The organism is Candidatus Dedyshia acidiphila (genome assembly GCF_051025295.1).
GTDB lineage: Bacteria > Acidobacteriota > Terriglobia > Terriglobales > Acidobacteriaceae > KBS-83.
In genome coordinates, this window is the sequence record NZ_JBMGJV010000006.1 from 44,341 (window position 1) to 63,683 (window position 19,343).

Below are 19,343 nucleotides of genomic sequence, written 5' to 3' on the forward strand. Positions count from 1 at the left end.
CGCAAGCGCCGGCATCTGGTGCGGCCTCTCTGCGCGTCTATACTGAGGGTATGAGTACAGCGGAACCGCGGGATCGTTATCTGTTCGGCTCGCTCGAGAGCAGCGCGCGCAATCAGGTCAAAGTGCAGGAAGCCAACTTCGGCGAGGAGCAGCCGGAGGGCGTCATCCTCACGTCGCTCGACTTCGCCGTGAACTGGATCCGCAAGAGCTCGGTCTGGCCGATGACCTTCGGCCTCGCCTGCTGCGCGATCGAAATGATGTCCATGGGCGCCTCGCGCTATGACATTGCGCGCTTTGGCGCAGAGGTCTTCCGCCCCTCCCCGCGCCAGTCGGACCTGATGGTGATCGCCGGCCGCGTCTCGCAGAAGATGGCTCCGGTCATCCGTCGGCTCTGGGAACAGATGCCCGAGCCGAAGTGGGTCATCTCCATGGGCGCCTGTGCGACCTCGGGCGGCGTATTTAACAACTACGCACTGGTCCAGGGCGTGAACCAGATCGTGCCCGTCGATGTTTACGTTCCCGGCTGTCCGCCGCGTCCGGAGCAGCTGATCTACGCCATCACCCTGCTGCAGGAAAAGATCATGCGGGAGCGCGGCACACTGAAGCGGGCGTTGAACCTAGAGTAAATTCTCGGTTGCATCCAAGCTAACAAACGTTAGGATGGTCCGGTCTGGGCCCATGCCGAAACGGAACTGATGTGCTGTGTCAAAGAGTAAGCATCAATTTGTAACGGGCCCCGGCATTGATTACTCTGGTGATGCTGGCTTTAACTCATTGTAAAGATTAGGCAACTAGGCTTATACAATGTGCTCTAACCTAGTCAACGCGTAGCAGCTCTGCTTCAGCTGCCGGCTCGTTGCATTGCGGATGGTGCGAGTGGCTTGCAGTATGATGGGGCGCTCGAGTGCCATTCGTAACAGATTTTGTATGACTTTCAGTACGGTTTTGGAGGATAACGCATGCATTTACGTCCGTTGCATTCTCTGAGCCGGATTCTGCTCATCACCTGTGCGGTTGGCCTGGGAACAACGGCTCTCTTTGCGCAGGACCAGACTCCGCCTCAGTCCACCCCGGGTCAGTCGTCGAGCGGTGTCTCGGCGAATGCTCCTGCCAGCCCAGCCGCGGCGGCCACCAAGGCTCCTGAGGCTCAGTATGCCTCACGCGTGGACATCTTTGCCGGGTATTCGTACCTGGCGCCGCATGGCTCGCTTGTCATCCCCGGGGGGGCGGCGGTCGGCCTCACCGGTCCGGTCACCTACTCCTCGATCGACCTCGGCGCGATCGGGAGCGGCACCTACTTCTTCAATCGCTACGTCGGCGCGCAGGTCGAATACAGCAACCACCCCGACGGCAAGAATGACGGCGCGTCCGTCGCCTCGGGCGGTATCGTATTCCGCTATCCCGCCGAAGAGATCACGCCCTTCGTTCACTTCGAAGCAGGCGGCGTTCGGCTGGGCGGCCCTTACAAGCAGCCCTACACCTGGGGTCCGGCACTCACTGCGGGCGGCGGTCTTGACTACGCCCTCGGCCACCACTTCGGCATCCGGGTCTTCCAGGCGGATTATCAGTACTACCACGTGAATTTCGGCCCGCAGTTCCCGTACCCCACGGGCGGTCGTGCCAACCTGAACGCGGTTCGCCTCAGCACCGGTCTGCTCTATCACCTCGGCAGCATCACGCCGCCGCCGCCGGTTACCTATCAGTGCGCCGCCAGCCCCGCCTCGGTCTACCCGGGCGATCCGGTCACCATCACTGGAACCACCACCAACCTGAACCCGAAGAAGACGCCGACCTATAGCTGGACCGGCGCCAACGGCGTGAAGGTTACGGGTGACTCAAACACGGGCGCCGTCGATACCAACGGTCTGAACCCCGGCAACTACTCGGTCACAGGTCACGTCTCGCAGGGCCAGAAGGCCGGTCAGTTCGCTGATTGCACCTCGAACTTCGAGGTCAAGCAGTTCGAGCCGCCGACACTCAGCTGCTCGGCGAATCCGACCACCGTCAAGCCGGGCGACAGCTCGACGATCACTGCCCAGGGTGTGAGCCCGCAGAACCGTCCGCTGACCTACACCTACACCACCTCGGCTGGCCAGATCAACGGCAGCAACAACACTGCCACCCTGACCACCTCCGGCGCACCGGCGGGCACGATCACCGTGACCTGCAACGTCGCCGACGACAAGGGACAGACGGCTTCGAGCACGACCACGGTAAACGTGGAAGCGCCGCCGCCGCCGCCGCAGCCCAAGACGCAGACGCTCTGCTCGATCAACTTCGATCGTGACAAGCGCCGTCCGGCTCGCGTCGACAACGAAGCCAAGGCCTGCCTGGATGATGTGGCACTGAACCTCCAGCGCTCCTCGGATGCGACGGCAATCGTGGTTGGTGATGCCGCCTCGGACGAGAAGGGTGGAGCAAAGGTCGCAGCACAGCGCGCCGTCAACACGAAGGACTACCTGGTCAAGGAAAAGGGCATCGATGCCTCCCGCGTCCAGGTCCGCACAGGCAGTGAAGCAGGGAAGCAGGCGCAGAACTACCTGGTCCCGGCTGGTGCGAACTTCGAGAACGACGTCCAGGGCACGACCCAGGTGAACGAGGACAGCGTCCGGCCACAGACCCGCGCTGCCCACGCCGCCGCCCGTCACCACCACCGCAAGAAGGCTGCCAAGTAAAGCCTTCTTCGTCACGAACAACGGGGCTGACCGGATCACCGGTCAGCCCCGTTCTCTTTCTCAGCCGTCCTCCCCACCCCAGGTACCGCCCCCCGATGCATACCTGGATACGGGCCCCTTCGTGGCATTGCCCTTCGCTCCTGCCACTCGTTACTCTTGAACTAATATCCCCACGTTCCAAGGAAGTGCCTGTAGATGACCCCTCGCCGACTCGCGTGCCTGCTGCTTCTCTCCGCCTCCTCTCTGCCTGTGCTGGCAGCGCCGCCCCAGGCGGCCACCAACGCGAATCCCGTCTCGACCGCCTGGGTTCCCGTCGGTCCGGATGGAGGGGACGCGCGCAGCTTCGCCGCCGACCCCAGCGACAGCCGCCACCTGTTTCTCGGCACCACCAACAGCTGGCTCTATGAGAGCCGCGATGCCGGCGCCTCCTGGAATCGCCTGACCAAGCTTTCGCCGAAGGACGACCTGATCCTCGACAATATCGTGGTCGACCAGGGCGACCCCAAGACGATCTATGTTGCTGCGTGGGTGGTCGATCACCCGGACGGCGGCCTGTTCATCAGCCACGACGCCGGCCGCACCTGGATCAAGGTTCCGGCCATGGATGGCCAGTCGATCCGCGCGCTCTCACAGGCGCAGAGCAATCCAAAGATGCTCGTTGTCGGCACGCTCAAGGGCGTCTACCGCAGCGAAGACGGCGGCATGCACTGGGACCTGATCAGCCCGGCCGCAAGCAACGAGTTGCACGAGGTCGAGTCGATCGCCATCGACCCCAAGGACCCGAAGACCATCTACGCCGGCACCTGGCACCTGCCGTGGAAAACCACCGATGGCGGCGCGAACTGGCACAACATCAAGCAGGGCCTGATCGACGACTCTGACGTCTTCTCCATCATCATCGATCCCACCGCGCCGCAGACCGTCTACACCAGCGCCTGCTCCGGTATCTATAAGAGCGACAACGGTGGCGAGCTTTACCACAAGATCCAGGGCATCCCCTCGACCGCGCGCCGCACCCGCGTCCTCATGCAGGACCCGATGACCCACTCGACCGTCTACGCCGGCACCACCGAAGGCCTCTACCGGACGAGCAGCGCAGGCACCAACTGGACCCGCCTCACCGGCCCGGACGTCATCATCAACGACGTCTACGTAGACCCGAAGAACCCGCGCCACGTCCTGCTCGCGACCGACCGCAGCGGCGTGCTGCTCAGCGACGATCAGGCCGTCACCTTTGCCCAGTCGAACCACGGCTTCTCCCAGCGCCAGGTCGCCGCAATCACCAAGGACGTCAAGGACCCCAACCGTCTGTACGCCGGCGTGGTCAATGACAAGATGTACGGCGGCGTCTTCACCTCCGCCGACGCTGGCCGCACCTGGCAGCAGCAGAGCCAGGGCCTCGACGGCCGCGATGTCTTCAGCCTGGCCGAGAGCCCGGATGGCACGCTGCTCGCCGGCACCAGCCACGGCATCTTTGTGTGGCAGGGCGGCCGCTGGCAGCCTGCCGGACGCGTCGTCCGCACAGAAGAGAAGCCCGTGTACACGAAGCGCAAAGGCAAGACCGTCAAGACCACCAAGAGGATCGAGGTGCCCGCGGGCGAGATCGACGGTCGCGTCAATGCCCTCGATCTGACCCAGCCCGTCTGGTATGCCGCGACCGCCAAGGGCGTCTACGCGTCCCGCGATCAGGGTCACGTCTGGGCCGGCGGACCGGTGCTCGGCCAGTCCGAATTCCTCAGCGTGCATGCGCAGGGCTCAACGGTTCTGGCTACCCGCCGCACCGGCATCAACCTCTCGCAGGACGAGGGCCACACCTGGAACGAGCTGCCCATGCCGGGCAAGCTGACCACTGTCCGCACCAGCACACTGGCCCCGGGTGGCAGCATGTGGCTGGGCGGCCGCGAAGGCGTCTACTACAGCACGGACAAGGGCGCGAACTGGACCTTCCTCGCCTCGCTGCCGTTCTCGGACATCAGCGGCATCGACTACGACGGCGATCTGCGCCGCATCGTGATCACGTCGTGGAGCTCGACCTGGGTCATGGCCGTCAACGAGGCGGACAAGAGCTGGAAGTGGTGGGACGCGGGTTGGCACGTGCGCGGTGTACGCTCGAATGGCGGCCGCCTGCTCGCCGCCTCGCTCTACAACGGCGTGGTGCAGCAGCCGGCCTCAGGCGCAACGGCCCCGGCCGCTGGCGTGGGAGGCCACAAGTAGAACGCGCACGGGTACGGCTGCGGAAGTACCGCCCAGACGACCTGCCCGAGCTGGAGCGATTGGACGCGGTGTGTTTCCCACCGCCCATCTCCTACTCGCGCGCAGAGCTCTACTACTTCGTCCGCCACGTCCGCAGTACCACGTTCATCGCCGAGCTTGAAGAGGAACCGCCGCAGGAGACCACCGCTCGCCTGCCGCTCGCCGGCTTCTGTGTACTCGACTGGCGTCTTGAAGGTGGCCGCAAGATGGGCCACTTTATTACCATCGACGTCGCTCCGGAGCTGCGACGCATGGGCATCGGGCAGACGCTGATCACGGCGGGCGAGCAGCGCCTGGCCGAACTCGGCTGCGTCGCGATCACGCTCGAGGTCGCGGTCGACAACCACGGCGCACAGGCGTTTTACGCCCGCATGGGGTACGAGGGCACGGCGCGTCTACGGGGCTACTACGCTGATAAAACGGATGCCCTGGTGCTGCGCAAGACGCTGCCCGCCGTCGAGAAAGCGCCGCTCGAGAAGCCAGACTCAGCGTAGCTGCGGAGCCGGCGGAAGATCGGCCGGCGTCAGTGCCGGTGCCCCGGCCGCCTCCAGCAGAGAACGCATGGCGGCGCGTGTTGGGTCTGTCGGCGCACCACTCACGCGGCCCAGCACGTGTCCCTTCCGATCCAGCAGCAGCAGCACCGGCGCATCTTCTGAGTGGATGTCGAGTGCCCCTTCAAACGACTGCTTGTTCACGTAGAGCGGCAGCGTCATGTTCCACCGGCTCGGGTCTGGCGCGGTGCCGCGCAGCGACGCATTCTGCCACCAGCGCGACAGGATGTTCTTCGCAGGCGAGACCAGCGAAACGTAGGCCGTCAGCGCCGAATCGCTCTCATGCCAGTGATCGACTACCGTCATCCAGGTGTTCACATCGTTCTGCTGCGTGAGCTGAAAGTAGAGCAGGAGCAGGTTGCGATCGCTGTGCAGGTCGGGCGGCAGCGTCACGCGCGCCTTTGCCAGGTTGTAAAAGCTGATCGTCGGCAGGGTCGGCCCATCGCCACCACCCTTTGCACGCTGTGCCGCGCACAGAAGCAGCAGCAGCAACACGGCGGAGTATTTCGATAACAGGGAACGATGCATGGGCAGAGAACGCTCGAGCACTCGCGAAGCTCAGGCCTGCTTCGCACGAACGCGAACCGTCAAGGCATCCTATCAGCCGGCCTCTGCTGCTTCCCGCTGGTGCTCTGCCGGGTCAACGAGCAAGCATGCGCCGTGCTCGCGCCGTCGCTGCGGTCGTAGAATAGAGATGTGAGCGCATCGAGAGCCAAGCTATCCAGCCAGTCGTTTCGCACCGCAGACCCGCGGCTCGCCGCTGTTGCGGAGAAGGTGTTCGCCGGCGAGAGACTGTCCTTCGAGGACGGCCTCACGCTCTACGGCAGCAAGGACATCCTGGCCGTGGGCTCGCTCGCGAACGCAGTGCGTGAGTCGCTGCACGGCGACATCACCTACTTCAACGTGAACCGCCACATCAATCCGACCAACGTCTGTGTCGCGGCGTGTCGGCTCTGCGCCTTCGGCCGCAAGAAGGATGAGCCCGGCGCCTACACCATGGCGCTTGACGAAGCATGGACATCCGCCGCGACCGGCTATCACGAGGCCGTCACCGAGTTCCACATCGTCGGTGGTCTGCACCCGGATCTTCCGCTTGAATACTTCCTCGATCTCGTCCGCGGGCTCAAGGAGCGCTTCCCGCTTGTGCACGTCAAGGGCTTCACCATGGTTGAGGTGTCGTTCCTGGCGCGCCGCGCCAGGATCACCATTCCTGAAGTGCTGATGCGCCTCAAGGAAGCTGGCGTGGACTCGATGCCCGGTGGCGGTGCAGAGATCTTCTCCGACCGTGTCCGCCACATCATCTGCGATCACAAGATCGACGGCGGCGAGTGGCTCGAAACCGCGCGCGCCGCGCACAAGCTCGGCCTGCGCTCGAACGCCACCATGCTCTACGGCCATGTCGAGAATGATGAGGACCGCGTCGACCACATGCTGCGCCTGCGCGCCGTGCAGGACGACACCGGCGGCTTTCAGACCTTCATCCCGCTCGCGTTCCATCCCGACAACACGCCGCTCTCGCACCTGCCGCGCACCACCGGCCTCACCGACCTGCGCCAGATCGCCGTCGGCCGCCTGCTGCTCGACAACTTCGCGCACATCAAGGCGTACTGGCAGATGATGACCGCGGGCATCGCGCAGGTGGCGCTGCGTTTCGGCGCAGACGACATCGACGGCACCGTGATCGAAGAGAAGATCTACCACGACGCGGGCGCGAGCACGCCGCAGGGCATGCGTCGCAGCGACCTGATCCGGCTCATCCGCGAGGCTGGCCGCGAGCCCTTCGAGCGCGACACACTCTACCGTCCGGTCACCCGCACCGAAGAGAGCTTCACCGTCGGCGTCTAGCGCCACTCGCGCAGTACAACTCACCCCGATCTGCCCGGATGCCCCATCTAGCCGGATTCAGGAGACACGATGAAACTGCCAATCCCTGCAGGCAGCTTTGCTGCGTACCTGTTTGACTGCGATGGCACCATCGCGGACTCGATGCCGCTGCACCTGGTCGCGTGGCAGCGCGCGCTCTCCCGCTGGTCGTGCCCCTTCGATGAGGAGCTGTTCTATGCCTGGGGCGGCATGCCGGTCGCCGCGATTATCGCGGCGCTGAATGAGCGTCACAGCCTCACCATGCCAGTAGCCGAGGTGCTCGAGCAGAAAGAGTCGTTCTACTACGAACTGCTGCCGAAACTGGCGGCCGTACCCGAGGTGCTTGAGCATATCGAGCTCAGCCATGGCAGGATCCCGTTCGCGGTCGTCTCCGGCAGCAGCAGGGAATCGGTCACGGCATCGCTCGAGGTGCTCGGGCTGCTCAACCGCTTTGACACACTGGTCTGCGCCGAGGACTACACGCGCGGCAAGCCCGACCCGGAGGCCTTCCTGACCGCGGCCGCGCGGCTCGGCGTCGCTCCAGGCGCGTGCCTGGTCTTCGAAGATACGGAGATGGGCATTCAGGCCGCGACTGCTGCGGGCATGGCTTCGGTCAAGGTGCCTCCGCCATCGCAGCGCGGAGTGGTCGCGCAGAGCTAGGCAGCCGTGTTCGCAACCGCCGCAGGCGGTGCGGGCACCTGTTCCACCTTCGCGCGCTTGCGTCGCACCTGCCGCTGCGCCACGTAAATCAAAGCAGCGAACGTCACGATCAGCAGCGTTAGCGCGACCACGCCATGCAGCTGCGGCACCTCGCCGTAGAGCAGCGCGAGTCCAAGGAAGACAAACAGCAGGTGCGCGCAGAAGACCTCGAGCGAGGCCTTGCCCAGCGTGATAAACGGCTCGCGCGAGATCACCCAGCGCACTGCGCTGCGCGCCCCGTACAGCAGGATCACAAACGCCACGATGTTCAGCATGCGCAGCGGCGCGACCTGCCACTTGTCGAGCCACATCCCGAAGCTCTCTTGTGTCAGCGCAGGCCCCCACCAGCTATGCCGCACGCCAAAGAAGAAGACGCACACCGCGCCCGCCACCCAGCGCGTCCACACAGGCAGGCGGCGCAGCGGTAGTGAGCCTTCAAGCGAGCGCGCCCCCAGCCACATGCCGATGATCCAGATCCACTGCCACGCGAACAGATTGAACGCGCCCGACTGCTGCAGCGGGATCGGCAGATGCGTCAGCGAGACGACCGCATCATGCACCCAGATGCGCAGGTGAAACTGCGCCAGCAGCCAAATGAATGTGCTGCCGATCACCACAGGCCGCCAGCCCCGCCGCGCTGCGATCGATATCGCCAGTGGCGATGCCAGCAGGAACAGCACGTACATCGGCAGGATGTCGAGCAGCGGCGGACAGTAGATCAGCAGCAGTGAGCCGATGATCGCCACGCCGGGGTGCGCAAAGTAGAAGTCGAGCAGATGCTCGAGCGCTGCACGATGGCTGAAGTGCGCGAACGCCGCAGCAAACGTGAACGCCAGCAGCAGCAGCGAGACGTGGTAAGCGTACACACGCAGCGCGCGCTTCCATAGCTTGTTGCGTAGGGCGTCCGGATCGAGCGCCTGCCGCATGTACACACGTCCCACCAGCAGCGCGGAGAGGAACACAAAACCCTCAGCCGAGGAGACGAACCCGAATGGCTGGTTCACGAAATCGCTCATTCGCGTCGGCAGATGCGTCAGCGTCATCCACACCAGGAACAAGCCTCGGAGCGCATCGAACTCAGGCCGCCGCGTGAGCTGCAGCTTCTTGAGAGCGGCCGTCGATGTGTTCTTCAGGTTCAAACGCAAACACGCTCCCCAGCCCTCTTAGACGGAGTTCCGGGGAGCAGGTTGCGCGGAAACAATGCACTTCGCTGTGTGCATCCCGAACAGGCCCGCTTCCTCGCAGCAGGAAATCAGCAGAACTGCTTAGTACGCCGCAATCCCGGTGATCGCCTGCCCGATGATCAGCGTGTGGATATCCTGCGTGCCCTCGTACGTCTTTACCGACTCGAGGTTCATCATGTGGCGCATGATCGGGTAGTCGTCCGTGATGCCGTTGCCGCCCAGCACGTCGCGCGACAGCCGCGCGCATTCGAGCGCGATCTGCACGTTGTTCCGCTTGGCCATCGAGATGTGCTCGAAGCCCACCTTGCCGGCATCCTTCAACCGCCCTACCTGCAGCGACAGCAGTTGGCCCTTCGTGATCTCCGTCACCATCCAGGCCAGCTTCTCCTGCACCAACTGGTGGCTCGCGATCGGCTGATCGCGGAACTGCTTCCGCATTAGTGCATACTGCAGCGCCGTGTCATAGCACGCCATGGCCGCGCCCAGCGCGCCCCAGCTAATGCCGAAGCGCGCCTGGTTCAGGCACATCAGCGGCGACTTCAGACCACCCGTGCCCGGCAGCAGCGCCGATGCAGGCACCCGCACATCCTGCAACGCCAGCCCCGACGTGATCGACGCACGCAGCGACCACTTGCCATGCACGTCATACGCGCGGAAGCCCGGCGTCTTGGTCGGCACCAGGAAGCCGCGGACCTTGTCGTTCTCATCCGTCACCTTCGCCCAGATCACCGCGACGTCCGCGATCGAACCCGACGTGATCCACATCTTTTCGCCATTCAGGATGTAGTCGTCGCCATCGCGCCGCGCGCGTGTCCGCATGCCGCCCGGGTTTGAGCCGAAGTCCGGCTCCGTCAGGCCGAAGCAGCCCAGTTTCTCGCCCTTGGCCATCGCGGGCAGCCACTCGTCCTTCTGCGCGTCCGTGCCGAAGGTGTAGATCGGGTACATCACCAGCGCGGACTGCACGCTCACAAACGAGCGGAGCCCGCTATCGCCGCGCTCCAGCTCCTGTGTCACGAGTCCGTACTCGACATTCGACATCCCGGCGCAGCCATAGCCATGCAGGTTCGCGCCAAAGAAGCCGAGCTCGCCCATCGGCTTGATCAGCTCGCGCGGAAACCGGCCCTCGCGATTGCACTCCTCGATGATCGGGATGACGTTGTTTTCGACATAGCGGCGCGCCGTCTCGCGCACCATCCGCTCATCCTCCGACAACAATGTGTCGAAGCCGATGAAGTCAACGCCCTTGAACTTGAAAGCCATGTGGGTCCAACCTTCCCTGCAGACGTGCAAACCAATCAGGGTAGCAGAGCAGGCACGCCGCAAGACGGCTGCTGGCGGCCAGCCCCGCGGAAGACTTTGGTGCCATCCACGCCGGGTTCGAAAGCCGGCGTGGGGGGTGAAAGAACGCTAGTTTGTCACCGTGATGGTGACGTTTACCGGCTGACTGGCTGCGGCCGAGCCCGCCCCTGCCGTTGCATTCAGCCGGATGGTGTAAGTTCCCGCAGGCGTCGCGCTCGCATTCGGCGGTGGCGTGGACGCGCCGGAGCTGCCACCGCATCCGATCGCGCCCAGTGCCAGCACGAGCAGGCAGAGCGCTGCGGGCCACGACTTGCGTCGCATCACCGGCACGCCGAAGAACAGCAGCGCGAGCACCGCCCCACCACGCGGCAGCCACTCTGGCAGCAGCGGAGCCGGCGCGAGCTTCGCTGTTGCGGCCGTGGTGCTCACCGTCAGCGTCGTCGTCGCGGCAACGCCGTTCGGCGTCACACTGGCCGGGCTGAAAGCGCAGGAGACGCCCTGTGGCAGCGACGTCGCATCGCAGTTGAACGTGACCGCCTGGTTGAATCCATTCTGCGGTGTGACCGTGATCGCAAGCGAGCCTGTACCGCCCTGCTTCACCGTCAGCGTGCCCGGGTTCGCGGCAACTGTGTAAGTCGGTGCGGCCGGTGCGCCCACCGTGACCGCGACCGGAGCCGAGGTCACGGCGGCATAGTGCACATCGCCCGCATAGCTCGATGTCACGGAGGCATTGCCCGTCGCCAAGGCGCTGGTCGTGAACGTCGCCGTGTAGTTGCCGGAAGCATCCGGCGCAGCGGGCAGATCGGCAGACCCAAGGACGGTCGCTCCGTTGAGGAACTGCACCGTTCCCGTCGGCGCAAATCCGAACGAGAGATTGCTGTAGCTCGCGCTGAGCGTCACCGGCGAGCCCGCGCTCGCGGTCGTCGCGGATGCAGTCAGGGCGGCATTGAGTTTGGTCGGATGCAGCAGCACGCGCCGCACCCGCAGATTGCCAGCGTCGGAGATATAGACGTCCCCAAGAGTGTCTGCAGTGACGCTGACAGCGCCAAAAAGTTGAGCCTTGGTGGCCGGTCCACCGTCCCCCGAGTAGCCGAGTGTACCGTTGCCTGCGAGGGTCGTGATCATCCCGCTTCGCAGATCAATGGAGCGGATGACGGCATTTCCTGTGTCAGCGATCAGCAGGTGTCCCGCGCCGTCCACTGCAATGTGCCGCGGCGAATGCAGCAGCGCTGCGGTTGCCGGACCGCCGTCGCCGGCATACCCGCCGCTCGACGGTTGGGTCAGGCTGCGAATCGTTCCGTTCTTCAGATCGATAGCGCGGATCACGTTATAGAGGGTGTCGCTCAGGTACAACGTCCCGTTCCCGTCGAGAGCCAGGCCGGTAACCTCGCCCAGCCGCGCATCGATAGCTGGTCCACCATCTCCGACAGGACCACCGCTGCCCAGGGTGCTCCCGGCGATGATTATCTGTGCGCCCGTCACCGTGTCGACGCTGACGATGTGATTCGGAGTGTTCAGCGTCGCGTAGACGAGCCCGTGGCCGTCCGCAGCAATCTGCGAGCCGGGCCAGAGTCCGGACCCCGGTTGGGAGCTGTCGACCAGCTTCTTGAACGTGCCGTGCGTCGGGTCGACCCCGATCAAGTCGGATCCGCTGAGAATGAAGACCTCTTGCTCGCTGCCGGGATTGATGGAGTCGGGCGAGAAGACGGGAGTGATCACGGGAGCCGCATTCGAGGGGGTTGAGCCCACGATCGTGGTAATCACACCCGTGTGCGAATCGATCTGCCGGATGGCGCCGTTGCCACTGTCGGCAAGGAGCAGATGACCTGCGGCATCGAAGGCCAAGTCGTTCGGACCGGACACGCCCGCTAGCGGTGCGAGGCCTCCGTCGCCGAAGTCGTTCAAGAAGCCGTTTCCCGCGACAGTGGTGATGTTGCTGCCTACCGTAAAGCTGCGAATTCGAGCGTAAGAGCGAACCACAACCTGGCCCTGCAGCGAGACAGCCATGGAGTACACGTTTAGGCTCGCAGCGGTGGCCGGCCCCCCATCCCCAAGCGGCCCGGCCTGCCCGGTTCCCGCTACCAGGGTGACCGCATGGGTCCCCTGATCGAAACGGTAGATCTGGCTAAAGCTGCTGCCGAAGAACAGGTTGCCCTGTGCATCTGCCGCGACCGCGGTTGGGTACAGGTGCTTGTCGCCCACCGCTGGGTATCCGGGGTAGGAGGTGGTGAGCAGGCCACCTCCGGCGATGAGCTGAATTGTGTCCGTCGTCAGGTCAAGATCGAGCAGACTGGGTGCGGGACGGTACGCGGTCTGATCGTTTGGGTATCCGAACTCCTGAGAGGCCAGATACAAGTGGCTGCCGCGCACCGCAATGCACGCAGTGCTGGGGTCGACGCCGATGATCACACTGGTACCCGGGCAGCCCTGGCCAGGCGCGATGGAGCAGGGCGCTTTCGAGTAGATCGTGCCCGCGATGGTGGAGAGAACCCCGGTGACCGCATCGACGCGCCGGATGAATTGTCCATCGACGATGAACAGATCGCCCACGGCGTCGACGGCTAGGGCGGTTGGAAACCCGAGCGGAGTTTGGGCCGCGAGACCGCCATCTCCCAAGTCAGCCGCGCCGACCTTCCCGCTCACGCCAGCCACGGTGGTGATCATCCCCGTTTTTGCATCGACGCGTCGTACCGTCGGTCCCGAGATGTCTGATATGTAAAGGTCACCCGCTGCGTCAACCGCCAAGCCCTGTGGCCCTGCCAAATGGGCCGAAGTGGCAGGTCCCCCGTCGCCGGAATCTGCAAAGGGTCCGGCGGCCATCGGTACCCCTGCGTACACGGACGCGTTGCCGGCAGGATCGATCCTCAACACCACGTTGAAGCCAATCGCGGTGGTGTACAGGTTCCCGGAAGCATCCATCACGACTGCGCCGCCGGCGCCGATCCCCACAGTTGTCGCATTTGCGGCGGACTGAAAGGGCACTGCGCCGGCAATGGTTTCGATGATGCCAGTCGGTTGCTGTGCGACAGCGTGAGAGAGGGTGAGTAGACAGGTGCAGACGAACAGGACGGACGTGTGGAGCAGTCGACGCATGGAGCGGGCCTCAGGAACTGAACAGCATCGGCCCCGGGGGTGGGCACGGTCAGAACAGACTAGCAACCAGAGATGCAGAAATCGCATCCCGCGCTCGTCAAAGTTCGGGATTGATCCACTTTTCGAGCACAAATTGGAACTGACGAAATGGAGCATGCGGGAACTCTGGCCACCTCCCGGGCGCCCAAAGCAGATGTGGCTCGCGAGAGCGGTGTCGCGCCATCGCGACGCTATACTGAGAGGTGGCGCGGGCAAGCAGGCGCACCCCAGAGCACCATCCAATTTCCGCAGGCGAGTGATTTCATCAATGAGCACACAGCAGGCAGTGCCGGCGCAGGCAGACCTTACCCAGGAAGTGGCCGAGTGGATTGAGGCGTTTGACGACGTCGTCGTCGCCGAGGGAGCCGAGCACGGCGCGGCTCTGCTGACCGCTCTGCGCCAGCGGGCGCGCGAGGCCGGCATCAACACCCCCGGCGAACTGGTCACCCCCTACCACAACACCATCCCCAAGCACGAGGAAGTGCCGTACCCCGGCGATCGCGACCTGGAGAAGCGCCTTGAAGCGCTCATCCGCTGGAACGCCATGGCGATGGTGCATCGCCAGAACAAGAAGGACGCCGGCATCGGCGGCCACATCTCGACCTACTCGTCGCTCGCGACGCTGCTTGAGGTCGGCTTCCACCACTTCTTCCACGCCTCCTACGGCGACCAGCCGGGCGACTTCATCTACTTCCAGGGCCACGCCTCCCCCGGCGTCTACGCGCGCGCCTATCTCGAAGGCCGATTCGACGACGAGACCCTGCTGAACTTCCGCCATGAGCTGCGCGACAAGCCCGGCCTCTCCTCCTATCCGCACCCGTGGCTGATGCCGAACTTCTGGCGCTTTCCGACCGTATCGATGGGCATCGGCCCGCTGAATGCGCTCTACCAGGCGCGCTTCATGCGCTATCTCGAAAACCGTTCACTCATCCAGCCGACCGACCGCAAGGTCTGGGCCTTCATCGGCGACGGCGAAACGGATGAGGTCGACACCCTCGGCGCCATCTCGATGGCCACCCGCGAGAAGCTCGACAACCTGATCTTCGTCGTCAACTGCAACCTGCAGCGGCTCGACGGCCCGGTGCGCGGCAACAAGCGCATCATCGATGAGCTCGAAGGCATCTTCCGCGGCGCCGGCTGGAACGTCATCAAGGTCGTCTGGGGCTCGGACTGGGACAAGCTCTTCGAGCGCGACCACACCGGCCTCTTGCTCAAGCGCATGGAAGAATGCGTCGACGGCGACTTCCAGGCCTTCAAGGCCAAGGGCGGCGCGTATCTGCGGCAGGAGTTCTTTGGCAAGTATCCGGAACTGTTGCAATTGGTCAGCGACATGTCGGACGACGAGCTGGGTGCGCTCCATCGCGGCGGACACGACCCGCTGAAGATCTACAACGCCTACAAGCGCGCGGTCGAGCACAAGGGTGGCCCCACCGTCATCCTCGCGAAGACGGTCAAGGGCTACGGCTTCGGCAGCACGCAGGCGCGCAACGCCAGCCACCAGGAGAAAAAGCTGACCGACGACGCGCTCGCCGCGTTCGTCAAGCACTTCGACATCCCGGTGCCCGAAGAGGCAGCCAAGGACGCAGTCCCGTACCGCCCCGGCAAGGACGCGCCGGAGATCGCTTACCTGCTCGAACGGCGGAACGCGCTGGGCGGCTTCTTGCCCAAGCGTGAGACGCCGAAGCTCGACTTCACCGCGCCCGGTCTCGACACCTTCGCGGAGTGGACGGCGGGCTCGAAAACCCGCGCTGTCTCGACCACCATGGGCTTCGTCAGCATCCTGCGCCACCTGATGAAGGACGATCGCATCGGCAAGCTGATCGTGCCGATCGTCCCCGACGAGGGCCGCACCTTCGGTCTCGAGTCAGCCATCCGTCAGGTCGGCATCTACGCGAGCGAGGGCCAGAAGTACAAGCCGCACGACGTCGACATGCTGCTCTACTACCGCGAGGAGAAGGACGGTCAGATCCTCGAAGAGGGCATCACGGAAGCGGGCTCGATGGCCTCGTTCACAGCCGCGGGTACGGCGTACTCGAACTACCGCGTCCCGACGATTCCGTTCTACATGTACTACTCGATGTTCGGCTTCCAGCGCGTCGGCGACATGGCTTGGGCCTTCGCGGACTCGCGCGGCAAGGGCTTCCTGATGGGCGGCACCGCCGGACGCACCACCATGCTCGGCGAGGGACTGCAGCACCAGGACGGGCACTCCATCGTGCTCGCCTCCACGGTCCCCACCTGCGCCACCTACGACCCGGCGTTCGTCTACGAGCTCGCCGTCATCCTGCAGGACGGCATGCGCCGCATGTACCAGGAGGGTGAAGACCTCTTCTACTACGTCACCATGTACAACGAGGACTACCCGATGCCGGAGATGCCGGCCGGCGTCGAGAAGGGCATCCTCCGCGGCATCTATCGCTTCCGCTCGGCGGAGACGGGCAAGCCTGTCGCGCAGCTCTTCGGCAGCGGTCCCATCCTCAACGAGGTGCTGCGCGCACAACAGATCCTCAGCGACAAGTACAGCGTCCCCGTCGACGTCTGGAGCGTGACCAGCTACAACGAACTGCGCCGCGATGCGCTCGCCGTTGAGCGCTGGAATCGCCTGCACCCCGCCCAGCCTGCCCGCACGCCCTACATCCTCGAAGCACTCGGGGACGCCAAGGGTCCGATCATCGCCGCGACCGACTACATGAAGGTCGTGCCCGATCAGCTCGCGCCCTGGTTGCTCGACCGGCTCCTCTCGCTCGGTACCGACGGCTTCGGCCGCAGCGACAATCGCGAGCACCTGCGCCGGCACTTCGAGGTCAGCGCGGAATCGATCGCAGCTGCAACGCTCTCCCGCCTCGCGCGCGAGGGCAAGTACGACGCTGCCCGCGCCGAGCAGGCCATCCGCGAACTCGGCATCGACCCCGAGCGCGGCGACCCTGCCCGCGCCTGACACTCGCGCAGTCAGCCACACGCACAAAGGCCGGAGCATCCGCTCCGGCCTTTGTCATTTCTTTGCTGACCTTATCTAGATCTACGTCCAGCACCTAAGCTCCGCAGGCGTCTGGACAGATTTGCTGGCGCCTAAGCTTCGCAGGCGTCCAGAATTGCAGCCAGCCGCGCATCCACCGGTACCATGCCCGTGGTTCTCTGCTTGCCCGTCTGGGCCGCAGTGATCTTGCGCCCGCTGCGCGGGGACAGGGGAGGGGCCGACATCCTCGGCAGGGTGGTGCGCATGTCTCTCGGGTATGGGGCCGGGCTGTTCATCTCTACCTCCTGGGTGGGCTCGTAACGATTGCGGGTGCGTCGCGCCCACGTCCGTTTGTGTCCAATGCGTTCGTATTGTGGGCCACACCGGAACCGTCGGCCATCACTCGTTGGTCGTAGCACCTCGTTTGCCAACACGCAGCCCCGGCTGGTGTCCGGAAGCGGACACTCGCGTCTCTGGCCGAACAACCATGTCCGCGCCCCCTCTTTCACATCTGCCGGTAACCTTTGCCGATGCTGTGACTTAGAGGAATGGCCGCAATGGATCACGGCATGCATACTATGTCTGCGATGGACATTGCCAGGCCAGATCTCAAAGCAAAGAAGAACCGACGCCGCATCGTCATCGGTGCGATCGCCCTTGTTGTCCTGCTCGCCGCCACCTTTGGCGTGCTCCGGCTCAAGCCGGCTGCGCCGTCGGTTGAGCGCAGCACCGTCTGGACCGACACGGTCAAGCGCGGCCCCATGGTGCGCCAGGTGCGTGGCAATGGCACGCTGGTCCCGCGCGAGGACACGATCCGCCAGATTCCCGCGCAGACCGATGCCACCGTCACCCGTATCCTCGAGCTGCCGGGCACCAAGGTGTCCGCCGACACCGTTCTCGTCGAGTTGAACGACCCGCTGCTGACCCAGCAGGCGCTCGACGCCCAGCTCCAGCTCAAGGAGGCCGAGGCCGACCTGAAGAACACCCACGTCAAGCTGCAGAGCGACCTTCTGGGCCAGCGCTCGACCGCCGCCAACGTGGGCGCCGATTACGCCACCGCCAAGCGCCAGGCCGACACGGACAAGTCGCTCTATCAACTCGGCGTCATCTCCGGCCTCGCCTACAAGGCGTCGCAAAGCAAGGCGGACGGTCTGACGACGCAGAACCAAATGCAGCAAAATGTCGTATCCATCAACGAGGAGGCGCTGACCACCCAGCTCTCGGTCGCACAGGCCAAGGTGGATCAGGCACGCGCGATGTACCAGCTCAAGGAGCAGCAGCTGGCGTCGCTTCGCGTGCGGGCCGGGATCAATGGCGTGCTCACGGACCTGCCGCTCGCAGTCGGCCAGCATGTCACCCCTGGGACGATGCTGGCGAAAGTGGTGGAGCCGAACCAGTTGAAGGCTGCCCTGAACATTCCGGAGACGCAGGCGCGCGACATCCAGATCGGTCAGCCGGCCTCGATCGATACGCATAACGGCGTAATCGAGGGCACGGTGAAGCGGATCGATCCCGGCGTCCACAATGGCACTGTGACCGTCGACGTCGCGCTGAACAACCACGTCGAGGGCGAGCGACCAGACCTGAGTGTGGACGGCACCATTGATCTCGAGCGGCTGGCCAATGTGCTCTACGTCGGCGCCCGGCATTCGGCAACGAAGATTCGACGATCAGCCTGTTCAAGCTGGGCCCGGATGGCAAGACCGCATCGCGCGTACCCGTCAAGGTAGGACGCGCGTCGGTCAACGCCATCCAGTTGCTGGGCGGGCTCAACGAGGGCGACAGCGTGATCCTGTCCGACATGTCCCGCTGGGACAACACGGACCGGATACGGCTTGAGTAAGGGAAGAGCAGGGAAGAGAGGCGAGGGCGATCATGGATGAAGCGACACAGTCACTGATACAGATCGAAGGCCTGACCAAGGTCTTCTACACGGACGAGATCGAGACGCACGCGCTCTCCGGCGTGCACCTCGCGATCAAGCGCGGCGACTACATTGCCATGTCCGGCCCGTCCGGCTGCGGCAAATCCACGCTGCTGTCGATCATCGGCCTGCTCGATACGCCGACCGGCGGTCGCTACCACCTCAACGGCAAGCCGGTCGAAAACCTGAGCTTCGCGGAGCGCTCGCGCATCCGCAACCAGGAGATCGGCTTCATCTTCCAGAGCTTCAACCTGATCGGCGACCTTACCGTGGCCGAGAACGTGGAGCTGCCGCTCACCTATCGCTCCGGCATGCCCGCGGCCGATCGCAAGCGCCGCGTGCAGGAGTCGCTCGAGCGCGTCGGCATGGCGCATCGCATGCGCCACTACCCGTCGCAGCTCTCCGGCGGTCAGCAGCAGCGTGTCGCCGTGGCTCGCGCGCTCGCTGGGTCGCCCTCCATCCTGCTCGCCGACGAGCCGACCGGCAACCTCGACTCGAAGAACGGCGAAGCCGTCATGGAACTGCTCGCCGAGCTGCACAAGGAAGGCGCGACGATCTGCATGGTGACGCACGATCCGCGCTTCGCGCGCCACGCCGCGCGCAATGTGCACCTCTTCGACGGCAAGGTGATCGCCGAAGGCGAGCTCTCACCCGAGCAGTTGCTGCAGGTGCAGTAGCCAGACCGGCATCGCGAATGGCGGCATGCATCACGCGTCTGCGTGACACGGGAGACGTGTGCCCCTCGCCCGGACATACGCCAACCGGACAAACGCCGACCAGGCAAACGGCACGCAGAGAGATGGCACG

General features: G+C 64.5%; 13 protein-coding genes. 9 read left to right on the forward strand and 4 right to left on the reverse strand.

Features of this window, described 5'->3' with window-relative positions; all coding sequences use genetic code 11:
- Nucleotides 1–50 precede the first annotated feature (50 nt).
- The 4 genes from AC5IJH_RS04150 (at nucleotide 51) to AC5IJH_RS04165 (ending at nucleotide 5,422) form a co-directional block, all read left to right on the forward strand.
- Nucleotides 51–626 carry an NADH-quinone oxidoreductase subunit B gene (locus AC5IJH_RS04150; protein WP_491901539.1) on the forward strand — a complete coding sequence of 192 codons (576 nt, stop codon included), beginning with the start codon at nucleotides 51–53 and terminating at the stop codon, nucleotides 624–626.
- A gap of 333 nt (nucleotides 627–959) precedes the next feature.
- Complete coding sequence (locus AC5IJH_RS04155) at nucleotides 960–2,675, forward strand: OmpA family protein (protein WP_491901540.1); 1,716 nt, start codon at nucleotides 960–962, stop codon at nucleotides 2,673–2,675.
- 195 nt (nucleotides 2,676–2,870) lie between these two features.
- Nucleotides 2,871–4,889 carry a WD40/YVTN/BNR-like repeat-containing protein gene (locus AC5IJH_RS04160; protein WP_491901541.1) on the forward strand — a complete coding sequence of 673 codons (2,019 nt, stop codon included), beginning with the start codon at nucleotides 2,871–2,873 and terminating at the stop codon, nucleotides 4,887–4,889.
- 68 nt (nucleotides 4,890–4,957) lie between these two features.
- On the forward strand, nucleotides 4,958–5,422 hold the full coding sequence (locus tag AC5IJH_RS04165; RefSeq protein ID WP_491901610.1) for a GNAT family N-acetyltransferase: 465 nt from the start codon (nucleotides 4,958–4,960) through the stop codon (nucleotides 5,420–5,422).
- Here the strand turns inward: AC5IJH_RS04165 and AC5IJH_RS04170 are convergent.
- A complete protein-coding gene (locus AC5IJH_RS04170) occupies nucleotides 5,414–6,007 on the reverse strand; it encodes a hypothetical protein (RefSeq protein WP_491901542.1) in 594 nt (197 codons plus the stop codon). The two genes, AC5IJH_RS04165 and AC5IJH_RS04170, sit on opposite strands and share 9 nt — an antisense overlap.
- A 168-nt stretch (nucleotides 6,008–6,175) precedes the next feature.
- Here AC5IJH_RS04170 and mqnE point away from each other — a divergent pair, with 168 nt between their 5' ends.
- Nucleotides 6,176–7,324, forward strand: coding sequence for an aminofutalosine synthase MqnE (mqnE, locus tag AC5IJH_RS04175; protein ID WP_491901543.1), 1,149 nt, complete (start codon nucleotides 6,176–6,178; stop codon nucleotides 7,322–7,324).
- Between the two features lie 69 nt (nucleotides 7,325–7,393).
- On the forward strand, nucleotides 7,394–8,002 hold the full coding sequence (locus AC5IJH_RS04180) for an HAD family hydrolase (RefSeq protein WP_491901544.1): 609 nt from the start codon (nucleotides 7,394–7,396) through the stop codon (nucleotides 8,000–8,002).
- Here the strand turns inward: AC5IJH_RS04180 and opgC are convergent.
- The 3 genes from opgC to AC5IJH_RS04195 form a co-directional block, all read right to left on the reverse strand.
- The gene (gene opgC, locus AC5IJH_RS04185; protein WP_491901545.1) at nucleotides 7,999–9,186 is read right to left on the reverse strand and encodes an OpgC domain-containing protein; all 1,188 of its coding nucleotides are present in this window, start codon (nucleotides 9,184–9,186) and stop codon (nucleotides 7,999–8,001) included. The genes AC5IJH_RS04180 and opgC overlap by 4 nt on opposite strands.
- Before the next feature lie 120 nt (nucleotides 9,187–9,306).
- Entirely contained in the window at nucleotides 9,307–10,485 is a 1,179-nt protein-coding gene (locus AC5IJH_RS04190; protein WP_491901546.1) for an acyl-CoA dehydrogenase family protein, read from the reverse strand.
- A gap of 147 nt (nucleotides 10,486–10,632) precedes the next feature.
- Complete coding sequence (locus tag AC5IJH_RS04195; RefSeq protein ID WP_491901547.1) at nucleotides 10,633–13,617, reverse strand: NHL domain-containing protein; 2,985 nt, start codon at nucleotides 13,615–13,617, stop codon at nucleotides 10,633–10,635.
- A gap of 307 nt (nucleotides 13,618–13,924) precedes the next feature.
- Here AC5IJH_RS04195 and aceE point away from each other — a divergent pair, with 307 nt between their 5' ends.
- The 3 genes from aceE to AC5IJH_RS04210 all read left to right on the forward strand — a co-directional run bounded on the left by aceE (nucleotide 13,925) and on the right by AC5IJH_RS04210 (nucleotide 19,213).
- Nucleotides 13,925–16,594, forward strand: coding sequence for a pyruvate dehydrogenase (acetyl-transferring), homodimeric type (gene aceE / locus AC5IJH_RS04200; RefSeq protein WP_491901548.1), 2,670 nt, complete (start codon nucleotides 13,925–13,927; stop codon nucleotides 16,592–16,594).
- Between the two features lie 587 nt (nucleotides 16,595–17,181).
- Nucleotides 17,182–18,342 (forward strand): HlyD family secretion protein, encoded by a 1,161-nt coding sequence (locus AC5IJH_RS04205; RefSeq protein ID WP_491901549.1) that lies wholly within the window; start codon nucleotides 17,182–17,184, stop codon nucleotides 18,340–18,342.
- Nucleotides 18,343–18,487: 145 nt separating this feature from the next.
- Nucleotides 18,488–19,213: an ABC transporter ATP-binding protein gene (locus tag AC5IJH_RS04210; RefSeq protein WP_491901550.1), complete on the forward strand. Its 726-nt coding sequence runs from the start codon at nucleotides 18,488–18,490 to the stop codon at nucleotides 19,211–19,213.
- The last annotated feature ends 130 nt before the right edge of the window (nucleotides 19,214–19,343 follow it).